The organism is Pseudoalteromonas distincta, assembly GCF_005877035.1.
In the GTDB taxonomy this organism is placed as follows: domain Bacteria; phylum Pseudomonadota; class Gammaproteobacteria; order Enterobacterales; family Alteromonadaceae; genus Pseudoalteromonas; species Pseudoalteromonas distincta.
Genome location: NZ_CP040558.1, coordinates 3,596,836 through 3,612,230, shown reverse-complemented (window position 1 = coordinate 3,612,230; position 15,395 = coordinate 3,596,836). Strand labels below are relative to the sequence as shown.

The window sequence follows — 15,395 nt, the reverse complement described above, 5'->3', positions numbered from 1 at the left end:
TAAATTTGTTACAGTGACGGCTGCTAGCTGTTAAATAAAATAAGAAACGTGATTAATACACGTCTTTCTGATAGCGGTTTGCGCTACGCAAATCTTTTAAATATTGCTCTGCGTCTTCATTGCTCTTGCCTGTGTTTTCTTTAACAATATCAACCAAGGCGTTGTGTACATCTTTTGCCATGCGATTTGCATCGCCACAAATATAAAAGTGAGCGCCGGCTTCTAACCATTCAAACACGTCTTTACTGTTACTGCGTAATTTGTCTTGTACGTATACTTTTTCTGCTTGGTCACGGCTAAATGCAACATCTACTTTGTTAAGTAAACCCGATTTTAAATAACCCTGTATTTCTACTTGGTATAAAAAGTCTTGAGTGAAATGTGGGTTACCAAAGAACAACCAGTTTTTGCCTTGTGCTTCACGTGAATCACGCTCTTGTAAAAATGCACGGAACGGCGCAATACCCGTACCAGGACCAACCATAATAACAGGTGTATCATCGTTAGTGGGTAGGCGGAAATTGTCGTTGTGTTCGCTAAATACTTTAACTTTACAACCTTCTTCTGCACGACGAGTTAAGTAACCAGTACAACCACCTAAATGCTCGCTATCAAATGCATCAAACTGCACTAGACCTAGTGTTAAATGTACTTCGTCTTCAACCTCAGCTTGGCTAGATGCAATTGAGTACAAACGAGCTTGTAGTTTACGTAGGCAATCTACTAATGTTTGCGCATCAATTTTTGCTGGATTTTGGCGAATCACATCAAATATTTGACGAGGTTCAATATACGCACGCATTGCAGCTTTATCTTCTACAAGCTTTAATAATTCAGGCGTACCTGTTGCTGTTGCGTATTTTTCTACAAAACCTGGGTACGACTGAGTCAGCTCTAGTTTTTCAATAAGTGCATCGCGTACGCTTAGCTCTTCATCACCTACTTTTACAATGCTTGTTGCATCTATTTGAGTAAGTGTAAGTACTTCATCAACTAATACATCGTCATTTAAAAAGTACACACCTAATGAATCACCTGGCGTGTAAGTAATGTCAGAACCTTCAAGCGAAATTTCAACGTGGCGTACATCTTTAGTCGAGTCGCGACCGGTAATTTTTTGAACAGTTAATAGCTCTGCTTCAAATGGATTTTGTTTTGTATATTGGCTTGCTGCAGAGGTAGGAGCGCCAAATGGCATTGATACAACTTGACCACCAGCGGCTTCTTGCTGCGCTTTTAAATCAGGTTCAAATGCATCAACTGCACCGGCGATCCACGTAGCGGCTTCATCTTCGTAATCTACATCTAAATCAGCACGTTGATAGATAGTTTGTGCACCGAGTTTATTTAAACGCTCTTCAAAATCTTTTGCTGTCTGGCAGAAAAACTCATAGCTAGAATCACCTAAGCCAATAACCGCTATTTTCACATCGTCTAGTTTTGGCGCTTTTTTAGTGGCTAAAAATTCGTGGAGTGTTTCTGCGTCTTCTGGTGGCTCACCTTCGCCGTAAGTAGATACAACGATAGTTAAAAACTTTTCTTTTTTCAGGGCTGTTGGTTTGTAATCTGACATGCTAACAAGCTTAACTGCTAAGCCTCGCGACTCAGCCTGCTCTTTCATTTTGGTAGCTACACCTTTTGCGTTACCTGTTTGCGAACCATATAAAATAGTTAGCGCTGCTGCATCACCCGCAGCCGGTACGCCTGCCGTAGGAGCACCTAACGCAGCCGAATTAGCATTTGCAGCTAAGTAACCACTTACCCACGCTTGTTGAATTGGATTAAGTTCAGCCACTAAACCTTGCAGCTTTTGTACTTGATCTTGCGATAGCGGGCTTGCCGCAGCATTTAGTTGACCTAACAACATGAATCGATTCCCCATAACCCTGAAAATTAAACACAATACACTTTGTGTATTGTTAAAAATGAGTTTTACCTCATCCAGAGCGTATCTGTTGAGGTTTTCTAAGTTAGTAGGATAACGGGCTCAGCATAGATAAAAAAAGAATAGAATCTGCTTTGATATTCCATTTAGTTATTAATTTATAAAAATACCTTCAAAAACAGATTAAAGACTTATTATTGCTTTTTACTGCACTTTAAATTAACAATTTTGTAACCTAACTAATGTAGGGTATATTCTTCATTCAAAATAAAAATAGGAACAACTATGTTACACGGGAAATATAAAAATAAACTACTTAGTACCGCTTTGTTACTTGGCTCATTACCTGTAATGGCCAATGTAGCTAATGGCGGATTTGAACAATGGTCAGGTAATTCACCTAGCTCTTGGAGCACTATTGATAGCGGAATCAGCTTAACGCGCTCAACTAGTACAGTTAAAAGCGGTAGTAGCTCTGCTGCTGTCAATGTAACAACAGGATCGCAAAGTAACACTGATTTACTACAACAGGTTGCTGTAGAAGCTGGTAAAACCTATAACTTTTCGGCTGATGTTTACCACACCGAAGGTAAAATTAAAGCGCGCTTATATGTAGATGGCTATCAAGGCTATTCGAATCAAGCACAAACTAACCAATGGCAAACAATTAGCCATAGCTATACAGCAAGCAGTGATAAAACAATTAGTGTTGGGCTTAGGTTTTACGATGTAAGTGGATTTGATGGCAGCGAAACCGTATACGTAGATAACTTTTTACCAAATGCTGATGGCAACGCATCAACAAGTTGCACCGACAATAGCCTTACCTTAACGCTTAACACCGATAATTACGGTAGCGAAACTAGCTGGGCCGTTAATAACAATCAAGGTAGCGCTGTTGCTAACGGCAGTGGTTACGCATCAAACACTCAGTATGATGAGCAAATATGCCTAACTGATGGTACTTACACACTTGTTATTAGCGACAGCTACGGCGATGGCATGTGTTGTTCAACAGGTAATGGCAACTATGCGCTTAAGCAAGGCTCTACCACACTTGCTAGCGGTGCAAGTTTTAATAATACAGACAGCACGGCATTTACTTTAGGTAGTGGCTCTGGTGATGGCGGCGGGACCAACCCGACACCCACTGGCTACTATGTTACTGCTCAAGGGTTATCAGGTTATGCACTAAAAACTGAGCTTTATAATATTATTAAAGATCATAATGCACAGGGTTACTCGGCTATTTGGAATTTTTACGACTCATCTGCACGTGATAAATACTTTGAAAACGATAACAGCATTTTAGATATGTATAGCGAGAAACCAAACGGCTCAGATAGCTACAATTATACTGCGGTGAGTGACCAATGTGGTAACTATAGTGGAGAAGGCGGCTGTTACAACCGTGAGCATTCATTTCCTAAAAGCTGGTTTGGCGGCACTATTGAGCCAATGAACTCAGATGTGCATCATATTTACGCAACCGACGGTTATGTAAACTCAAAACGTAGTAATTTCCCATTTGGTGAAGTAGCAAGCGCTTCATTTACATCAACCAACGGAAGTAAATTAGGTTCTGCCGCAAGTTCGTTAAATTACTCAGGTACTGTATTTGAGCCAGTTGACGAATTTAAAGGTGACTTTGCACGTGCTTATTTTTACATGGCAACGCGCTACGAAAATGTAATAGGCACTTGGCAAACCAAAACGACCTCAAGTAATGCAGTGCTTAATGGTTCAAGCAACCAAGTGTTTGAAAGCTGGGTTGTAGCCATGCTGCTTGACTGGCATAACAGCGATCCTGTAAGCCAAATGGAACTTGACCGTAACCAAGCAGCCTTCGAATTTCAAGGTAATCGTAACCCGTATATCGACCACCCTGAATTTGTAGAAATGATTTGGTAAAAGTTAGCAGTTAAAACAAAAGCCTTTGCAAATGCAAAGGCTTTATCTTTTAGTGTGTAATATTTTTTAAAAATATGATGATTTAAGCTAATTATAAGAAACAGTTGCGATAAGTGACTTTTCAGCTCTGTTTTTCATCAACGTTAAAAGTGAATGATGGAAATCTTGAAATATCACCTCTCCCCATATTCGTGAATAAATACCAAAATTTGTATTGTCTTGCACGGTCGTTTTTAACGTTAAAATTGTATTGCCGCTTTTTTCTTCACTTAGCTGATAACCACCGTAAAGTGGAGAAAAGTATTCACCGCCAAGTTTTACGTGTTTATCGAGTGCGTCATCGGGAATAGCATCTGGGTCTATATCAAATCTATAATGCATCTGTTTATTTGGTTGCCAGTCGGTTATTACTTCTTTAAACACAACGCCTTTTTGCCAAGTACTTGTGCGAACAGCGCCTATACCGCTAGCATTCATACTTGCCTTTAATGGCTTTGGTACACCAATTAATTGAGTGAGTGAAAAAGGCACTTCCTGTGGTTTTATATCACTCACATTAGCTAACTGTTGCCACACAACATTGATGGGCGCGTTAATAGTTATTGAATTTGTTACTTCGTATGTTTTTGATAAATTTAAAAAATTAACTTCAATAGGTGAGAGCAATATAGGTAACAACGCGATTGATAATAAAGAACTATTCGCTTTTTTTATTTCACGCTTTCTAACAAAACCCGCAAGTAATCCACCAATGCTGGCAAAAAACATAAAAGCAGGCAAAGCCATAGCCACACAAATACTGCCTTCAAGCAAAGTAATTACACTTACAAATAAAAAAACAAAAATAGGCTGCCAAGCAATCGTGACCATTTGCCTTTTAGTTAATGTTTTTGATTCATTGTACTCAAAGTGAATACGAATATAGCCAATTGCAACGGGCACTAAAAACATAAATGATATAGAGACTAAGCTACCTAAATTGTAAGCATTGACTAGCTCTACAAACAGTCGCATAAATATGCCGTAAAGCGTACCAAGTAAAATACCAATTGATTTAGGGGAGTTGAGTTGCATCTCTATTCTTTATTGTTGTTATTAACAATCCGAAAGTAACAGAAGTATTATTTCACCACAAATAAAACGAAATTAACGGCTGCTACCAATAAGCTTTTCAAACAAAGCGGCTTTTACAACCACTAAGACTAAAGGATAATAACCTGCCATTAACACTATTTCCCGCTATAAACAGAGATCAAACTCTTTAAAAATAAAATCAAGCCATTGATTTATAATAACTTTAAATCGGTTTGTGTAGTTTTATAATTTTTAACGTAAAGCTGATTGTCAGATTAACTGTATTAAAAACAACCATGCACGACCTTTTGCCTATACATCCCAGCCTAAAAGCTGATTTACCCTGCATGCTCAATATTCATTTGCTTTAACAAAAGCCGTATTTATTTGATTAAGCAACAATGTTGCAGGAGAACGCATGCAAACTACACCACCCGGTGATGCACCATCAAACACGCACAAGAATGCTCAAAGCTACGAGCAACTTCACAAGCCGAGTTCAGAGTTTAATACTCGCGACGAGTATCTCGAACATGAATTACAAATTATGCAGCCTAAGCGCTGGCGTCCTAATTTACCGTTTAGAGATTACCGATTTGAATTTGAAGACACTATACCTGCAATGGCGGGCACTATTGGTAAAGTCGTTATGGTGGGGGCTATTGCGGCAACATTTGCAGCACCTCTTGGTTTAAGCGATGCGTTTGTTTTAGAAAATGTGCGCTACGAATTACTCATTGTTTCTATTTTTATCATCTTATTCTCAGGCTTTATTTTACCAACAGCCAACTTAGCTGGTACTCACGGCCCGCTTATTCCGTTAATTCCTATTGTTGTTGCAGCTGGCGGCCACCCTATGGCGTTTGGCTTACTCATTGGTGCCTTTGGCTTTATTTTGGCCATAACCAAGGGAGGAAGTATGCTCGCGCGCCTAACCAGTAAAGGTGTATGTGGCGGGCTGCTCATTTATTTAGGCTTTATTGGTACTATTTCGCAGGTTAAAAAGCTGTTTGCCTGGGCTGAGGCTATTGATATGGCGCATATTGCGTTTATTGTTATTTTAGCCACCATTTTATTGTATGCGCTATTAGAGCACTTTAAAAAGCGTTGGTTAGCCGTGCCGTTAAGTTGCCTTATTGGTGGCGTGGTTGCCTTTGCTTTAGGCGCACCGTTTGAGTTTCATACTGCTCCAGGTTTACCAAATATGAACCCTGCATACTGGTGGGGCGAAAACACGGGCTGGATGCTTGGCCTACCAACACTTGAAAGCTTTGTGGTTGTACTCCCATTTGCAGTGCTCGCCGTTGCTATGTGGTCACCAGATTTTTTAGGTCATCAAGTATTTCAAAAAATAAGCTATCCGCAACGTACTGAAAAAGTACAAATGAATATCGACGACACCATGCTGAGCGCATCGGTTAGACAAACATTTGGCTCACTTGCCGGTGGTGCTAACTTTACCTCATCGTGGGGAACCTACATTGTACCTGCTGCTATTGCTAAACGCCCTATTCCGGCTGGCGCCATTTTAACAGCCGTATTTTGTATTATTGCTGGTTTATGGGGTTACCCTATGGATTTAGCCATTTGGCAACCTGTGCTTTGTGTTGCGCTTATTGTAGGAGTGTTTATTCCGCTACTTGAAGCTGGCATGGAAATGACGCGCGAAGGCAAAACAACGCAATCAGCCGCTATTGTGGTGTTTGCCTCAACCTTGGTTAATCCGGCTTTTGGTTGGTCGCTTACTATGTTACTTGATAACTTAGGGCTTATTGGCTGTAAAGAACGTAGCGCAGAGCTAACTAAAATGAGCCGCTGGGTGATTCCACTTATTATGTTTGTGTTACTTACTACTGTAATGGCAATTGTAGGCATGTTACCTGGTATACCTGCGTTAATGGCTGACTTTAGACATTAAGCCTTAGGTACTGAACCTAATATTTACCCACAAAAAAGCACGGCAATTGCCGTGCTTTTCAATACGTGAATTTACTATATACAAGTTAAACAATTACTGCCAAGGGCGCTCAGCTGCTAGTTGTTTTTCAAACGCATCAATCTGTGGGTTTAGTGTTTCGGTTACACCAATAAAATCTAAGCCACTTAATAAGCGCTCTTTTACGTCTTTACGAATATCAAAACTAATTGGCGCAAACTTACTACTTGTTAGTGTTTGATTTTCAAGGTCGATTTCAATGTTAATATCGTCGTGCTGCTCGCTAAGTACAAACAATTGCTCAAGCGTGTCGGCAGGTAACGCTATGGCTAACATTTGGTTGTTACCACAGTTATTAAAGAAAATATCTGCAAAGCTTTCAGCTAAAATAACTTCAAAACCATATTGCTTAAGTGCCCATGGCGCGTGCTCGCGAGATGAGCCACAACCAAAGTTGTCGCGCGTTAATAATATTTGCGCGCCTTGGTAGCATGGGCGATTTAAAATAAAGTCAGGGTTTGGCTCACCATTATCTAGGTAACGCCAATCATAAAACAATGCCGCATCAAAGCCTTCGCGGCTAGTTGATGTTAAAAACTGCTTAGGAATAATTTGGTCAGTATCTACATTGTTTTTATCAAGTGGGGCCATTAAGCCACTAAAAAATACGCTCATTAGGCTTCTCCTCTAATATCAACAAAGTGACCATGTATTGCAGCGGCTGCAGCCATTGCAGGGCTAACTAAATGGGTACGCCCGCCACGACCTTGACGACCTTCAAAGTTACGATTAGAAGTAGATGCACAACGCTTGCCTGCTTCTAGGCGGTCATCGTTCATCGCTAAACACATAGAACAACCTGGTTCGCGCCATTCAAAGCCTGCAGCTTTAAAAATATCGGCTAAGCCTTCGTCTTCTGCTTGTTTTTTAACTAAGCCAGAGCCCGGTACAATTAACGCCTCTATACCGGCTACAACTTGCTTGCCTTCAACAATTTTTGCCGCAGCACGTAAATCTTCAATACGGCTATTAGTACATGAGCCAATAAATACCGTGTCTACTTTTGCGCTTGATAATTTATCGCCCGCTTTTAAGTCCATGTATTTAAGTGCGCTGCGAATGGCATCGGCTTTAATTAAATCTGGCTCTTTATCTGGATCGGGTATGCACTCATCAACACCAATTACTTGCTCTGGGCTTGTGCCCCAAGTAATTTGTGGCTGAATGTCGTCGGCATTTAGCTCAACAACTAAATCAAAGTGTGCGCCTTCGTCTGTTTTTAAGGTTTCCCAATATTCAACGGCTGCATCAAAATCTGCGCCTTTAGGTGCAAACGGACGACCTTTTAAATAATCATAAGTAATTTGGTCAGATGCAATTAAACCCGCTTTTGCACCCATTTCTATGCTCATATTACATAGCGTCATACGGGCTTCCATTGAAAGCGCTTCAATGCCTGCACCACAAAATTCAGCTACATAGCCTGTGCCACCAGCAGTACCTAACTTGCCAATTACCGCCATAATTAAATCTTTAGCTGTAACCGTTGGACGCAATACACCGTTAATTTGAATTTTTAACGATTTCGCCTTTTTTTGCTGTAGCGTTTGAGTTGCTAATACGTGCTCAACCTCAGACGTACCAATACCATGCGCTAATGCGCCAAACGCACCATGCGTAGAAGTATGGCTATCGCCACATACAATGGTTGTGCCTGGCAAAGTAATACCTTGCTCTGGGCCCATTACGTGCACAATGCCTTGGTTAATTGAGTTTAAATCGTAAAGTACAATACCAAACTCTTTACAGTTTTTATCAAGCGCCATTAATTGGTTTTTAGACACTTCGCTTGCGGCATCAAGTGATCGGCTTTTAGTCGATACGTTATGATCCATCGTTGCAAAGGTTTTTTCTGGGCAACGTACAGTACGGTTTTTTTCACGTAGACCTGCAAAGGCCTGCGGAGAAGTAACTTCATGCACTAAATGGCGGTCAATATAAAGTAAGTCGGTTTGCTCGTTTATGCTGGCAACGGTATGTGCTTGCCAAATTTTGTCGTATAACGTTTGGGCCACTTGCTAATTCCCTAATCTGTTTGAGTTGCAGCATAACGGTGCTGCAACTTTAATATGTTATTAAATGCGTGAAACGATAGCTGCTGCCACATCGCTTGTACTGTAACCGGCATTTGGATATATATCTGGTGTGCCAACGCCTGCTTCTACGGCTTCTGCTACTGCTTTTTCAATTGTGCGAGCAGCTTCGTCTTGCCCTAGCGAGTAACGTAGCATTAATGCGGCACTTAAAATTTGTGCTATTGGGTTTGCAACGCCTTTACCTGCAATATCTGGTGCTGAACCGCCTGCTGGCTCGTACAACCCAAAACCCGATTGATTCAAACTTGCCGAAGGTAATAAGCCCATTGAGCCTGTGATCATGGCGCACTCATCTGACAAAATATCGCCAAATAAGTTATCGCAAAGCAATACATCAAATTGGCTAGGCTGCTTAACTAACTGCATAGCGGCGTTATCTACGTAAATGTAATCTAGGCTGACTTCTGGGTAGTCTTTGCTTACTTCGGTGACTACTTCGCGCCATAATACGCTTGATGCAAGTACGTTTGCTTTATCAACAGAGGTAACATGGTTACTACGTAATTTTGCAGCTTCAAAAGCAAAGCGTGCAATACGTTCGATTTCTTTTCGTGAATATGTTTGCGTATCAAAAGCAGCTTCTTCAGCGCCTTCGCCGCTACGGCCTTTTTCGCCAAAATAAATGCCGCCGGTTAGCTCGCGCACACATAAAATATCAAACCCTTTTTCGCTAATATCAGCGCGAAGTGGTGACGCTGCACTTAATGCAGGTAATAACTGTGCAGGGCGCAGGTTACAAAACAAACCAAAGTGCTTACGAAGCGGCAATAACGATGCGCGCTCAGGCTGCTCGTTTGGTGGTAAGTTTTCCCATTTAGGACCGCCTACTGAACCAAATAAAATAGCGTCAGCGTTTTCACACGCTGCAAGTGTGCTCTCTGGTAATGCTTTACCAAATTCATCAATGGCTGCGCCACCAATTGCATAATGCTCACGGTTCAGGGTAAAACCAAACTTATTGCTCACAGCATCAAGTACTTGTTCTGCTGCTGCCATCACTTCTGGACCAATACCGTCGCCAGCTAATACGGCAACGCTGTAGTTTGTTTTACTCATCCTGCTTTCCTTTGTTGTTTTAAATCAGACACTTTTTGTGCACGATAAATTAAGTTATAAACACGGATCATGGCGCGTACCGACGCTTCAACCACATCCGCTGCAATGCCCGCACCGTGGTAAGGTCGGCCATCGTATTTAGCTATAATATTTACTTGGCCTAATGAGCTTGCACCTTGGCCTGTCGCTTCTAAGTTATATTCAATCATTTCAACGCTCATACCGGTTAAGCGCTCAATAGCTGCAAACGAGGCTTCTACTGGACCATTACCTGTCGCGGCTTCTTGTTTAGCTTCGCCATCAATGCGCATTCCAATCGTAGAGCTTGCTACCGATTGTGAGTTAGAAGCTGAGTTAACAAATTCTAATTGGTATTTTTCGTCTTTATCGTTAATTTGATTAAAGTAAATCATCGCCTCAAGGTCGTAATCGTATACGGTGCCTTTTTGGTCAGCCAATTCGATAAAGCTTTTATATAAGCCATCCATATCGTAATCAGATTTTTGATAGCCTAACTCTTCTAAACGGTGCTCAATAACATGACGACCCGAACGCGAAGTCATATTTAATTGGTTACTTGGCACACCAACGCTTTCTGGCGACATAATCTCATAAGTATTTTGCGCTTTTAATACACCGTCTTGGTGAATGCCAGAACTATGCGCAAATGCGTTTTCGCCAACAATCGCTTTATTTGGTTGTACTGGCATATTACAAATTTTAGCCACTTGGCGAGATGCGCGGTAAATTTCTTCACTTTTAATATCTGTGTATACTTTTAAATGGTCGTGGCGCATTTTCATGATCATCGCCACTTCTTCAAGCGAGCAGTTACCAGCACGCTCACCAATGCCATTAATAGTACATTCAATTTGGCGAGCACCGGCTTGCACTGCAGCCACTGAGTTTGCTACAGCTAAACCTAAATCGTTGTGGCAATGCACACTTAAGCGCGCTTTATCAATATTTGGCACGTTATTCATTAAATGGCGGATCATCGCGGCGTATTCGTCTGGCGTTACAAAACCAACGGTATCTGGCAAGTTAATAGTTGAAGCTCCGGCGTTAATTGCCTGTTCAACAATTTTACATAAATCCCAATGCGGCGTACGACCGGCATCTTCACACGAAAACTCAACATCATCAGTATAGTTACGTGCCAATTTAATTGATTTAACAGCCATTGCCGTTGCATCGTCTAAGCTCATACGTAATTTATGTTCAAGGTGCAAAGGGCTTGTAGCAATAAAAGTATGAATACGGCTTTGTTGTGCTGTGCGAAGTGCTTCGCCACAGGCTTCAATGTCTTTGGCAACAGAGCGTGCTAAACCACAAATAATCGGGCCTTTTACTTCGGTTGCAATACGTTGCACCGAGCGAAAATCAGCAGGGCTCGAAACTGGAAAACCCACTTCCATCACATCCACATTCAAGCGGCTAATTGTATGTGCTAATTGAATTTTATCATCTTCAGTAAGGCTCGCTTTAAGCGCCTGTTCGCCATCACGTAAGGTGGTATCAAAAATCCATACTTTATCTTGCTCTTGCATAACTGCCCCTCATTCCTATGTTACCCAAATTTCAATTAATCCCAGCCGCGAGATAAAAAAAACCCCGCAATTGCGGGGTTTTTAGTGTTCAACTCGATGCAAACACACTAATCCCCGCTTACTTGCCATAGCAGTAAGAGGTTAAGTTTTAGTGTAATTAAACGAATAATATGCATCTTGTTTTCTTGTGTGTGTGTTCAGTGAAGCCTATTTTTAACATTACAAAGCGACGGAAGCAAGCATAAAAATTCCACAAAACAGATTTAAAAACGATTCAATTGGGTTTTTTAATTCAACCAAGGCACCTATTAAGAATTAAAATAACAAATACATGACTAGTGACGCTTAAATTAATAAGCACTGCAATATACCGTGCTTATATTAACTTTTTACAATTTTTTTAAGCTATGCTTCTTTACTCGTTTCTCTTACGTAATGCCCGGCTCCACGAGTAATATAACGCAGCTGCCAAATAACGCGCTCAATCAATTCGTCGCGTTGCAATCCTTCTATATCGAGCGCCTCTGCACCCGCATTAAATACGAGCGTTACCATAGATTCAGCCTGAATATAGGCATGCATAGCGTTGCACTTAGTTTCACTTTCTAAATAATGAGCCAGCTCTAAAATAAAATGTTTTACCTCGCGCGCTACTGCGGCTCTAAATGCTTTAGAAGTCCCGGAGCGCTCTCGTAGTAATAATCTAAATTGGTTACTTGAGTTATCAATAAACTCCATAAAAGTAACCACTGAGGTATTTATAACACTGCCGCCATCGTTCGCTATTCGTCTGCGAGCTTGACGCATTAGTTGACGAAGAGTTAAACCGGCTTCGTCTACCATGGTTAAACCTAGCTCATCCATGTCTTTAAAATGACGATAAAAAGAAGTTGGGGCAATACCAGCTTCTCGTGCTACTTCGCGTAAACTTAAATTCGAAAAACTATGATCAGCACTCAGCTGATTAAATGCCGCTTGAATTAACGCCTGTCGTGTTTTTTGTTTCTGTTGTGCTCTAACACCCGACATCAACAGCTCCCTGAATTATTTTATATGAATATTTAGTGATATTAGCTCAATTGTCCAGTCTAATACTTGACGACAAGAGTTTGAAATACTATTTTAGCTTACAGTTGTACGCTGAGATTGAGAATTATGAATAAACCACCGATTATTTGGACAAACGTCCTATTTTTTAGCCTAACCTTTTTGGCGGCTGCCACACTTGTACCTTGGTACGCCATTAGCTACGGATTTACCAGCGCGCATTGGATTGCTTTTGTAGCCTGCATGTTTTATGCAGGCTTATCAATTACTGCCGGCTACCATCGATTATGGGCACATAAAACCTATAACGCACACCCTGCAGTTGAATTTATTTTTGCGCTTGGCGGTGCTTTTGCGCTGCAAAACAGTGCATTGCATTGGAGTAGCGATCACCGTATACATCACGGTCAAGTTGACGACCCAATAAAAGACCCTTACGCGGCGACCAATGGTTTTTGGTATAGCCATATCGGATGGATGTTACGTGACTACCAAGGCGATAGCTACGGTGATTATAGTAATTGTCGTGATTTACAGCGCAATAAAATAGTTATGTGGCAACATAAGCACTACTTAAAACTAGCTATTGCTATGAACGTAGGTTTGCCTCTTGCACTTGGTTTATTAGTTGGTGATGTGTGGGGTATGTTAATTCTTGCAGGTTTACTACGCTTAGTACTAAGCCAACACTTTACCTTTTTTATAAATTCGGTTGCACATATTTGGGGCTCTCGCCCATACACCGAAAAAAATACGGCACGCGATAACGGCTTTTTAGCGTTATTTACATACGGTGAGGGGTATCACAACTTCCACCATATTTTTGCAAGCGACTACCGTAACGGTATTAAATGGTTTCATTACGATCCAACAAAATGGATGATTCGCTCTTTAGCAGCTGTTGGTTTAGCCAATAAGTTAAAGCGTACCCCTGTTGAACGTATCGAAAAAGCGAAGGCCGAAACGCTCATGAGCAAAACGCAAACGCGTCTTGCAAAATTGCCTTTAGCACAAGATAAGATTACATTATTACAACAAGAGTACGATTTACTGCTGAAAAAACTGCAAAATTATTGTTCACTACAAAAACAAGTGTTAGAAGTTAAAAAAAATAACATGGCAAAGCAGTGTGAACGCTCAGCATTAATGGCACAATACCATGAGTTGGAAGCCGCCTGGGAAAATCAAAAACAGGCATGGCTAGCACTTAATGCGAGGTTATTAAAAGCCTCTTTTAATTGATTTAGGAGTGGCTGTGGCCAAACAACCAGAACAAAAAAAAGTACCCGTGACATACCAATATGATGCAATAATTATTGGCACGGGTCCTGGCGGTGAAGGTACCGCCATGAACCTTTCAAAAAACGATAAAAAAGTAGCGGTTATTGAACGCCAAGAATCAGTTGGTGGCGGTTGTGTACATTGGGGAACAATTCCTTCAAAAGCGCTTCGCCACTCTGTTAGCCGCTATATTGAATACAAAGCAAATCCGTTATTTAATGTTGGTGAGCGCCCTAGCCGCTTAACATTTCCTGATATTTTACGTCACGCAAGTTCTGTTATTTCTAAGCAATCTAATTTACGTAGTAGCTTTTACGATCGTAACCGCATTCATATGTTTCAAGGTGATGCGAGCTTTGTAGATAAGCACACAATTGAAGTAAAACGAAATGATGGTTCAACTGAGCGACTGACTGCTAAAACGATTGTTATAGCAACGGGTTCACGCCCTTATCGCCCACCAGAGGTAGATTTTACGCATTCTCGTATTTACGAAAGTGACACAATACTTGGCCTTGAGCATGACCCTCATCGTGTACTGATTTATGGTGCAGGTGTAATTGGTTGTGAGTACGCGTCAATATTTAAAGGTTTAGGCGCTAAAGTTGATTTAGTTAATACACGTGACCGACTACTTGCTTTTATGGATGCAGAAATATCTGACGCACTTAGCTACCACTTTTGGAACAGCGGTATTGTTATACGTCACAACGAAGAGTTTGACCGAATTGAGACGCGTGACGACTGCGTTATAATGCATCTAAAATCAGGTAAACGCGTAAAAGCTGACTGTATTTTATTTGCTAATGGTCGTACTGGTAACACTGATACACTAAATCTTGAAGCCATTGGCTTAAAAGCCGATAGCCGTGGCCAATTAAAAGTTAACGAAACATACCAAACAGAAATTGATAACGTTTACGCTGTAGGTGATGTAATAGGCTATCCAAGCCTTGCAAGTGCTGCGTTTGACCAAGGTCGTATAGCTGCTGATGCAATTGCATGTGGTAACTGCGATGACAGGCTGATTGTTGATATTCCGGCCGGTATTTATACCATCCCAGAAATGAGCTCAGTAGGTAAAACCGAGCAAGAGCTTACAGCTGCTAAAGTACCGTATGAAGTTGGCCGTGCTCAATTTAAGCATTTGGCTCGCGCGCAAATTGCTGGTACTGAAGTAGGTAGTTTAAAAATATTATTCCACACCGAAACCAAAGAAGTACTTGGCGTACATTGTTTTGGCGAACGTGCCTCTGAAATTGTTCACATTGGCCAAGCTATTATGGAACAAAAAAATGGTGGCAATAATATCGACTACTTTGTAAATACCACATTTAACTACCCAACCATGGCTGAAGCCTACCGTGTTGCGGCATTAAATGGCTTAAATCGCTTATTTAAATAACCGCTTAAATAAGTAGTTTTAAAAGCCTTTATAAATAGGTAACAAAAAACCCGCAACTTAGCGGGTTTTTTACTTTTAAACAGTTTTAAAGCTT

General features: G+C 41.0%; 11 protein-coding genes. 4 read left to right on the top strand and 7 right to left on the bottom strand.

Annotated features, from left to right (window positions below; all coding sequences use genetic code 11):
* Positions 1–52 precede the first annotated feature (52 nt).
* Complete coding sequence (locus FFU37_RS16220) at positions 53–1,867, bottom strand: assimilatory sulfite reductase (NADPH) flavoprotein subunit (protein WP_138489932.1); 1,815 nt, start codon at positions 1,865–1,867, stop codon at positions 53–55.
* A 303-nt stretch (positions 1,868–2,170) separates the two neighbouring features.
* Here FFU37_RS16220 and FFU37_RS16215 point away from each other — a divergent pair, with 303 nt between their 5' ends.
* Positions 2,171–3,796, top strand: a complete 1,626-nt coding sequence (locus tag FFU37_RS16215; RefSeq protein WP_138489931.1) for an endonuclease — start codon at positions 2,171–2,173, stop codon at positions 3,794–3,796.
* A gap of 87 nt (positions 3,797–3,883) precedes the next feature.
* Here the strand turns inward: FFU37_RS16215 and FFU37_RS16210 are convergent, their stop codons facing one another.
* A complete protein-coding gene (locus tag FFU37_RS16210; protein WP_138489930.1) occupies positions 3,884–4,870 on the bottom strand; it encodes an SRPBCC family protein in 987 nt (328 codons plus the stop codon).
* Positions 4,871–5,288: 418 nt separating this feature from the next.
* On the opposite strand from FFU37_RS16210, the gene FFU37_RS16205 reads away from it, so the two are divergent.
* On the top strand, positions 5,289–6,788 hold the full coding sequence (locus FFU37_RS16205; RefSeq protein WP_039488646.1) for a DUF3360 family protein: 1,500 nt from the start codon (positions 5,289–5,291) through the stop codon (positions 6,786–6,788).
* A gap of 93 nt (positions 6,789–6,881) precedes the next feature.
* Here FFU37_RS16205 and leuD read toward each other — a convergent pair whose 3' ends face one another.
* The 5 genes from leuD to fabR form a co-directional block, all read right to left on the bottom strand.
* Positions 6,882–7,481 carry a 3-isopropylmalate dehydratase small subunit gene (gene leuD, locus FFU37_RS16200; protein ID WP_002961095.1) on the bottom strand — a complete coding sequence of 200 codons (600 nt, stop codon included), beginning with the start codon at positions 7,479–7,481 and terminating at the stop codon, positions 6,882–6,884.
* A complete protein-coding gene (gene leuC, locus FFU37_RS16195; protein WP_039488648.1) occupies positions 7,481–8,881 on the bottom strand; it encodes a 3-isopropylmalate dehydratase large subunit in 1,401 nt (466 codons plus the stop codon). The genes leuD and leuC overlap by 1 nt, the downstream gene beginning before the upstream one ends.
* Before the next feature lie 60 nt (positions 8,882–8,941).
* A complete protein-coding gene (gene leuB, locus FFU37_RS16190) occupies positions 8,942–10,018 on the bottom strand; it encodes a 3-isopropylmalate dehydrogenase (protein WP_002961092.1) in 1,077 nt (358 codons plus the stop codon).
* Entirely contained in the window at positions 10,015–11,568 is a 1,554-nt protein-coding gene (leuA, locus tag FFU37_RS16185; protein WP_008171909.1) for a 2-isopropylmalate synthase, read from the bottom strand. The genes leuB and leuA overlap by 4 nt, the downstream gene beginning before the upstream one ends.
* A gap of 405 nt (positions 11,569–11,973) precedes the next feature.
* Positions 11,974–12,597 (bottom strand): HTH-type transcriptional repressor FabR, encoded by a 624-nt coding sequence (fabR, locus tag FFU37_RS16180; RefSeq protein WP_002961087.1) that lies wholly within the window; start codon positions 12,595–12,597, stop codon positions 11,974–11,976.
* 126 nt (positions 12,598–12,723) lie between these two features.
* On the opposite strand from fabR, the gene FFU37_RS16175 reads away from it, so the two are divergent.
* On the top strand, positions 12,724–13,857 hold the full coding sequence (locus FFU37_RS16175) for an acyl-CoA desaturase (RefSeq protein ID WP_138489929.1): 1,134 nt from the start codon (positions 12,724–12,726) through the stop codon (positions 13,855–13,857).
* Positions 13,858–13,870: 13 nt separating this feature from the next.
* A complete protein-coding gene (gene sthA, locus FFU37_RS16170; protein ID WP_007378904.1) occupies positions 13,871–15,301 on the top strand; it encodes a Si-specific NAD(P)(+) transhydrogenase in 1,431 nt (476 codons plus the stop codon).
* Positions 15,302–15,395: the final 94 nt, after the last annotated feature.

Bases quoted from the DNA above. Each gene is read 5' to 3' on its own strand.
- FFU37_RS16215 (WP_138489931.1), top strand. From the start codon at position 2,171: ATGTTACACGGGAAATATAAAAATAAACTACTTAGTACCGCTTTGTTA.
- leuD (WP_002961095.1), bottom strand. From the start codon at position 7,481: ATGAGCGTATTTTTTAGTGGCTTAATGGCCCCACTTGATAAAAACAAT.
- leuB (WP_002961092.1), bottom strand. From the start codon at position 10,018: ATGAGTAAAACAAACTACAGCGTTGCCGTATTAGCTGGCGACGGTATT.
- FFU37_RS16210 (WP_138489930.1), bottom strand. From the start codon at position 4,870: ATGCAACTCAACTCCCCTAAATCAATTGGTATTTTACTTGGTACGCTT.
- FFU37_RS16205 (WP_039488646.1), top strand. From the start codon at position 5,289: ATGCAAACTACACCACCCGGTGATGCACCATCAAACACGCACAAGAAT.
- FFU37_RS16175 (WP_138489929.1), top strand. From the start codon at position 12,724: ATGAATAAACCACCGATTATTTGGACAAACGTCCTATTTTTTAGCCTA.
- fabR (WP_002961087.1), bottom strand. From the start codon at position 12,597: ATGTCGGGTGTTAGAGCACAACAGAAACAAAAAACACGACAGGCGTTA.
- leuA (WP_008171909.1), bottom strand. From the start codon at position 11,568: ATGCAAGAGCAAGATAAAGTATGGATTTTTGATACCACCTTACGTGAT.
- FFU37_RS16220 (WP_138489932.1), bottom strand. From the start codon at position 1,867: ATGTTGTTAGGTCAACTAAATGCTGCGGCAAGCCCGCTATCGCAAGAT.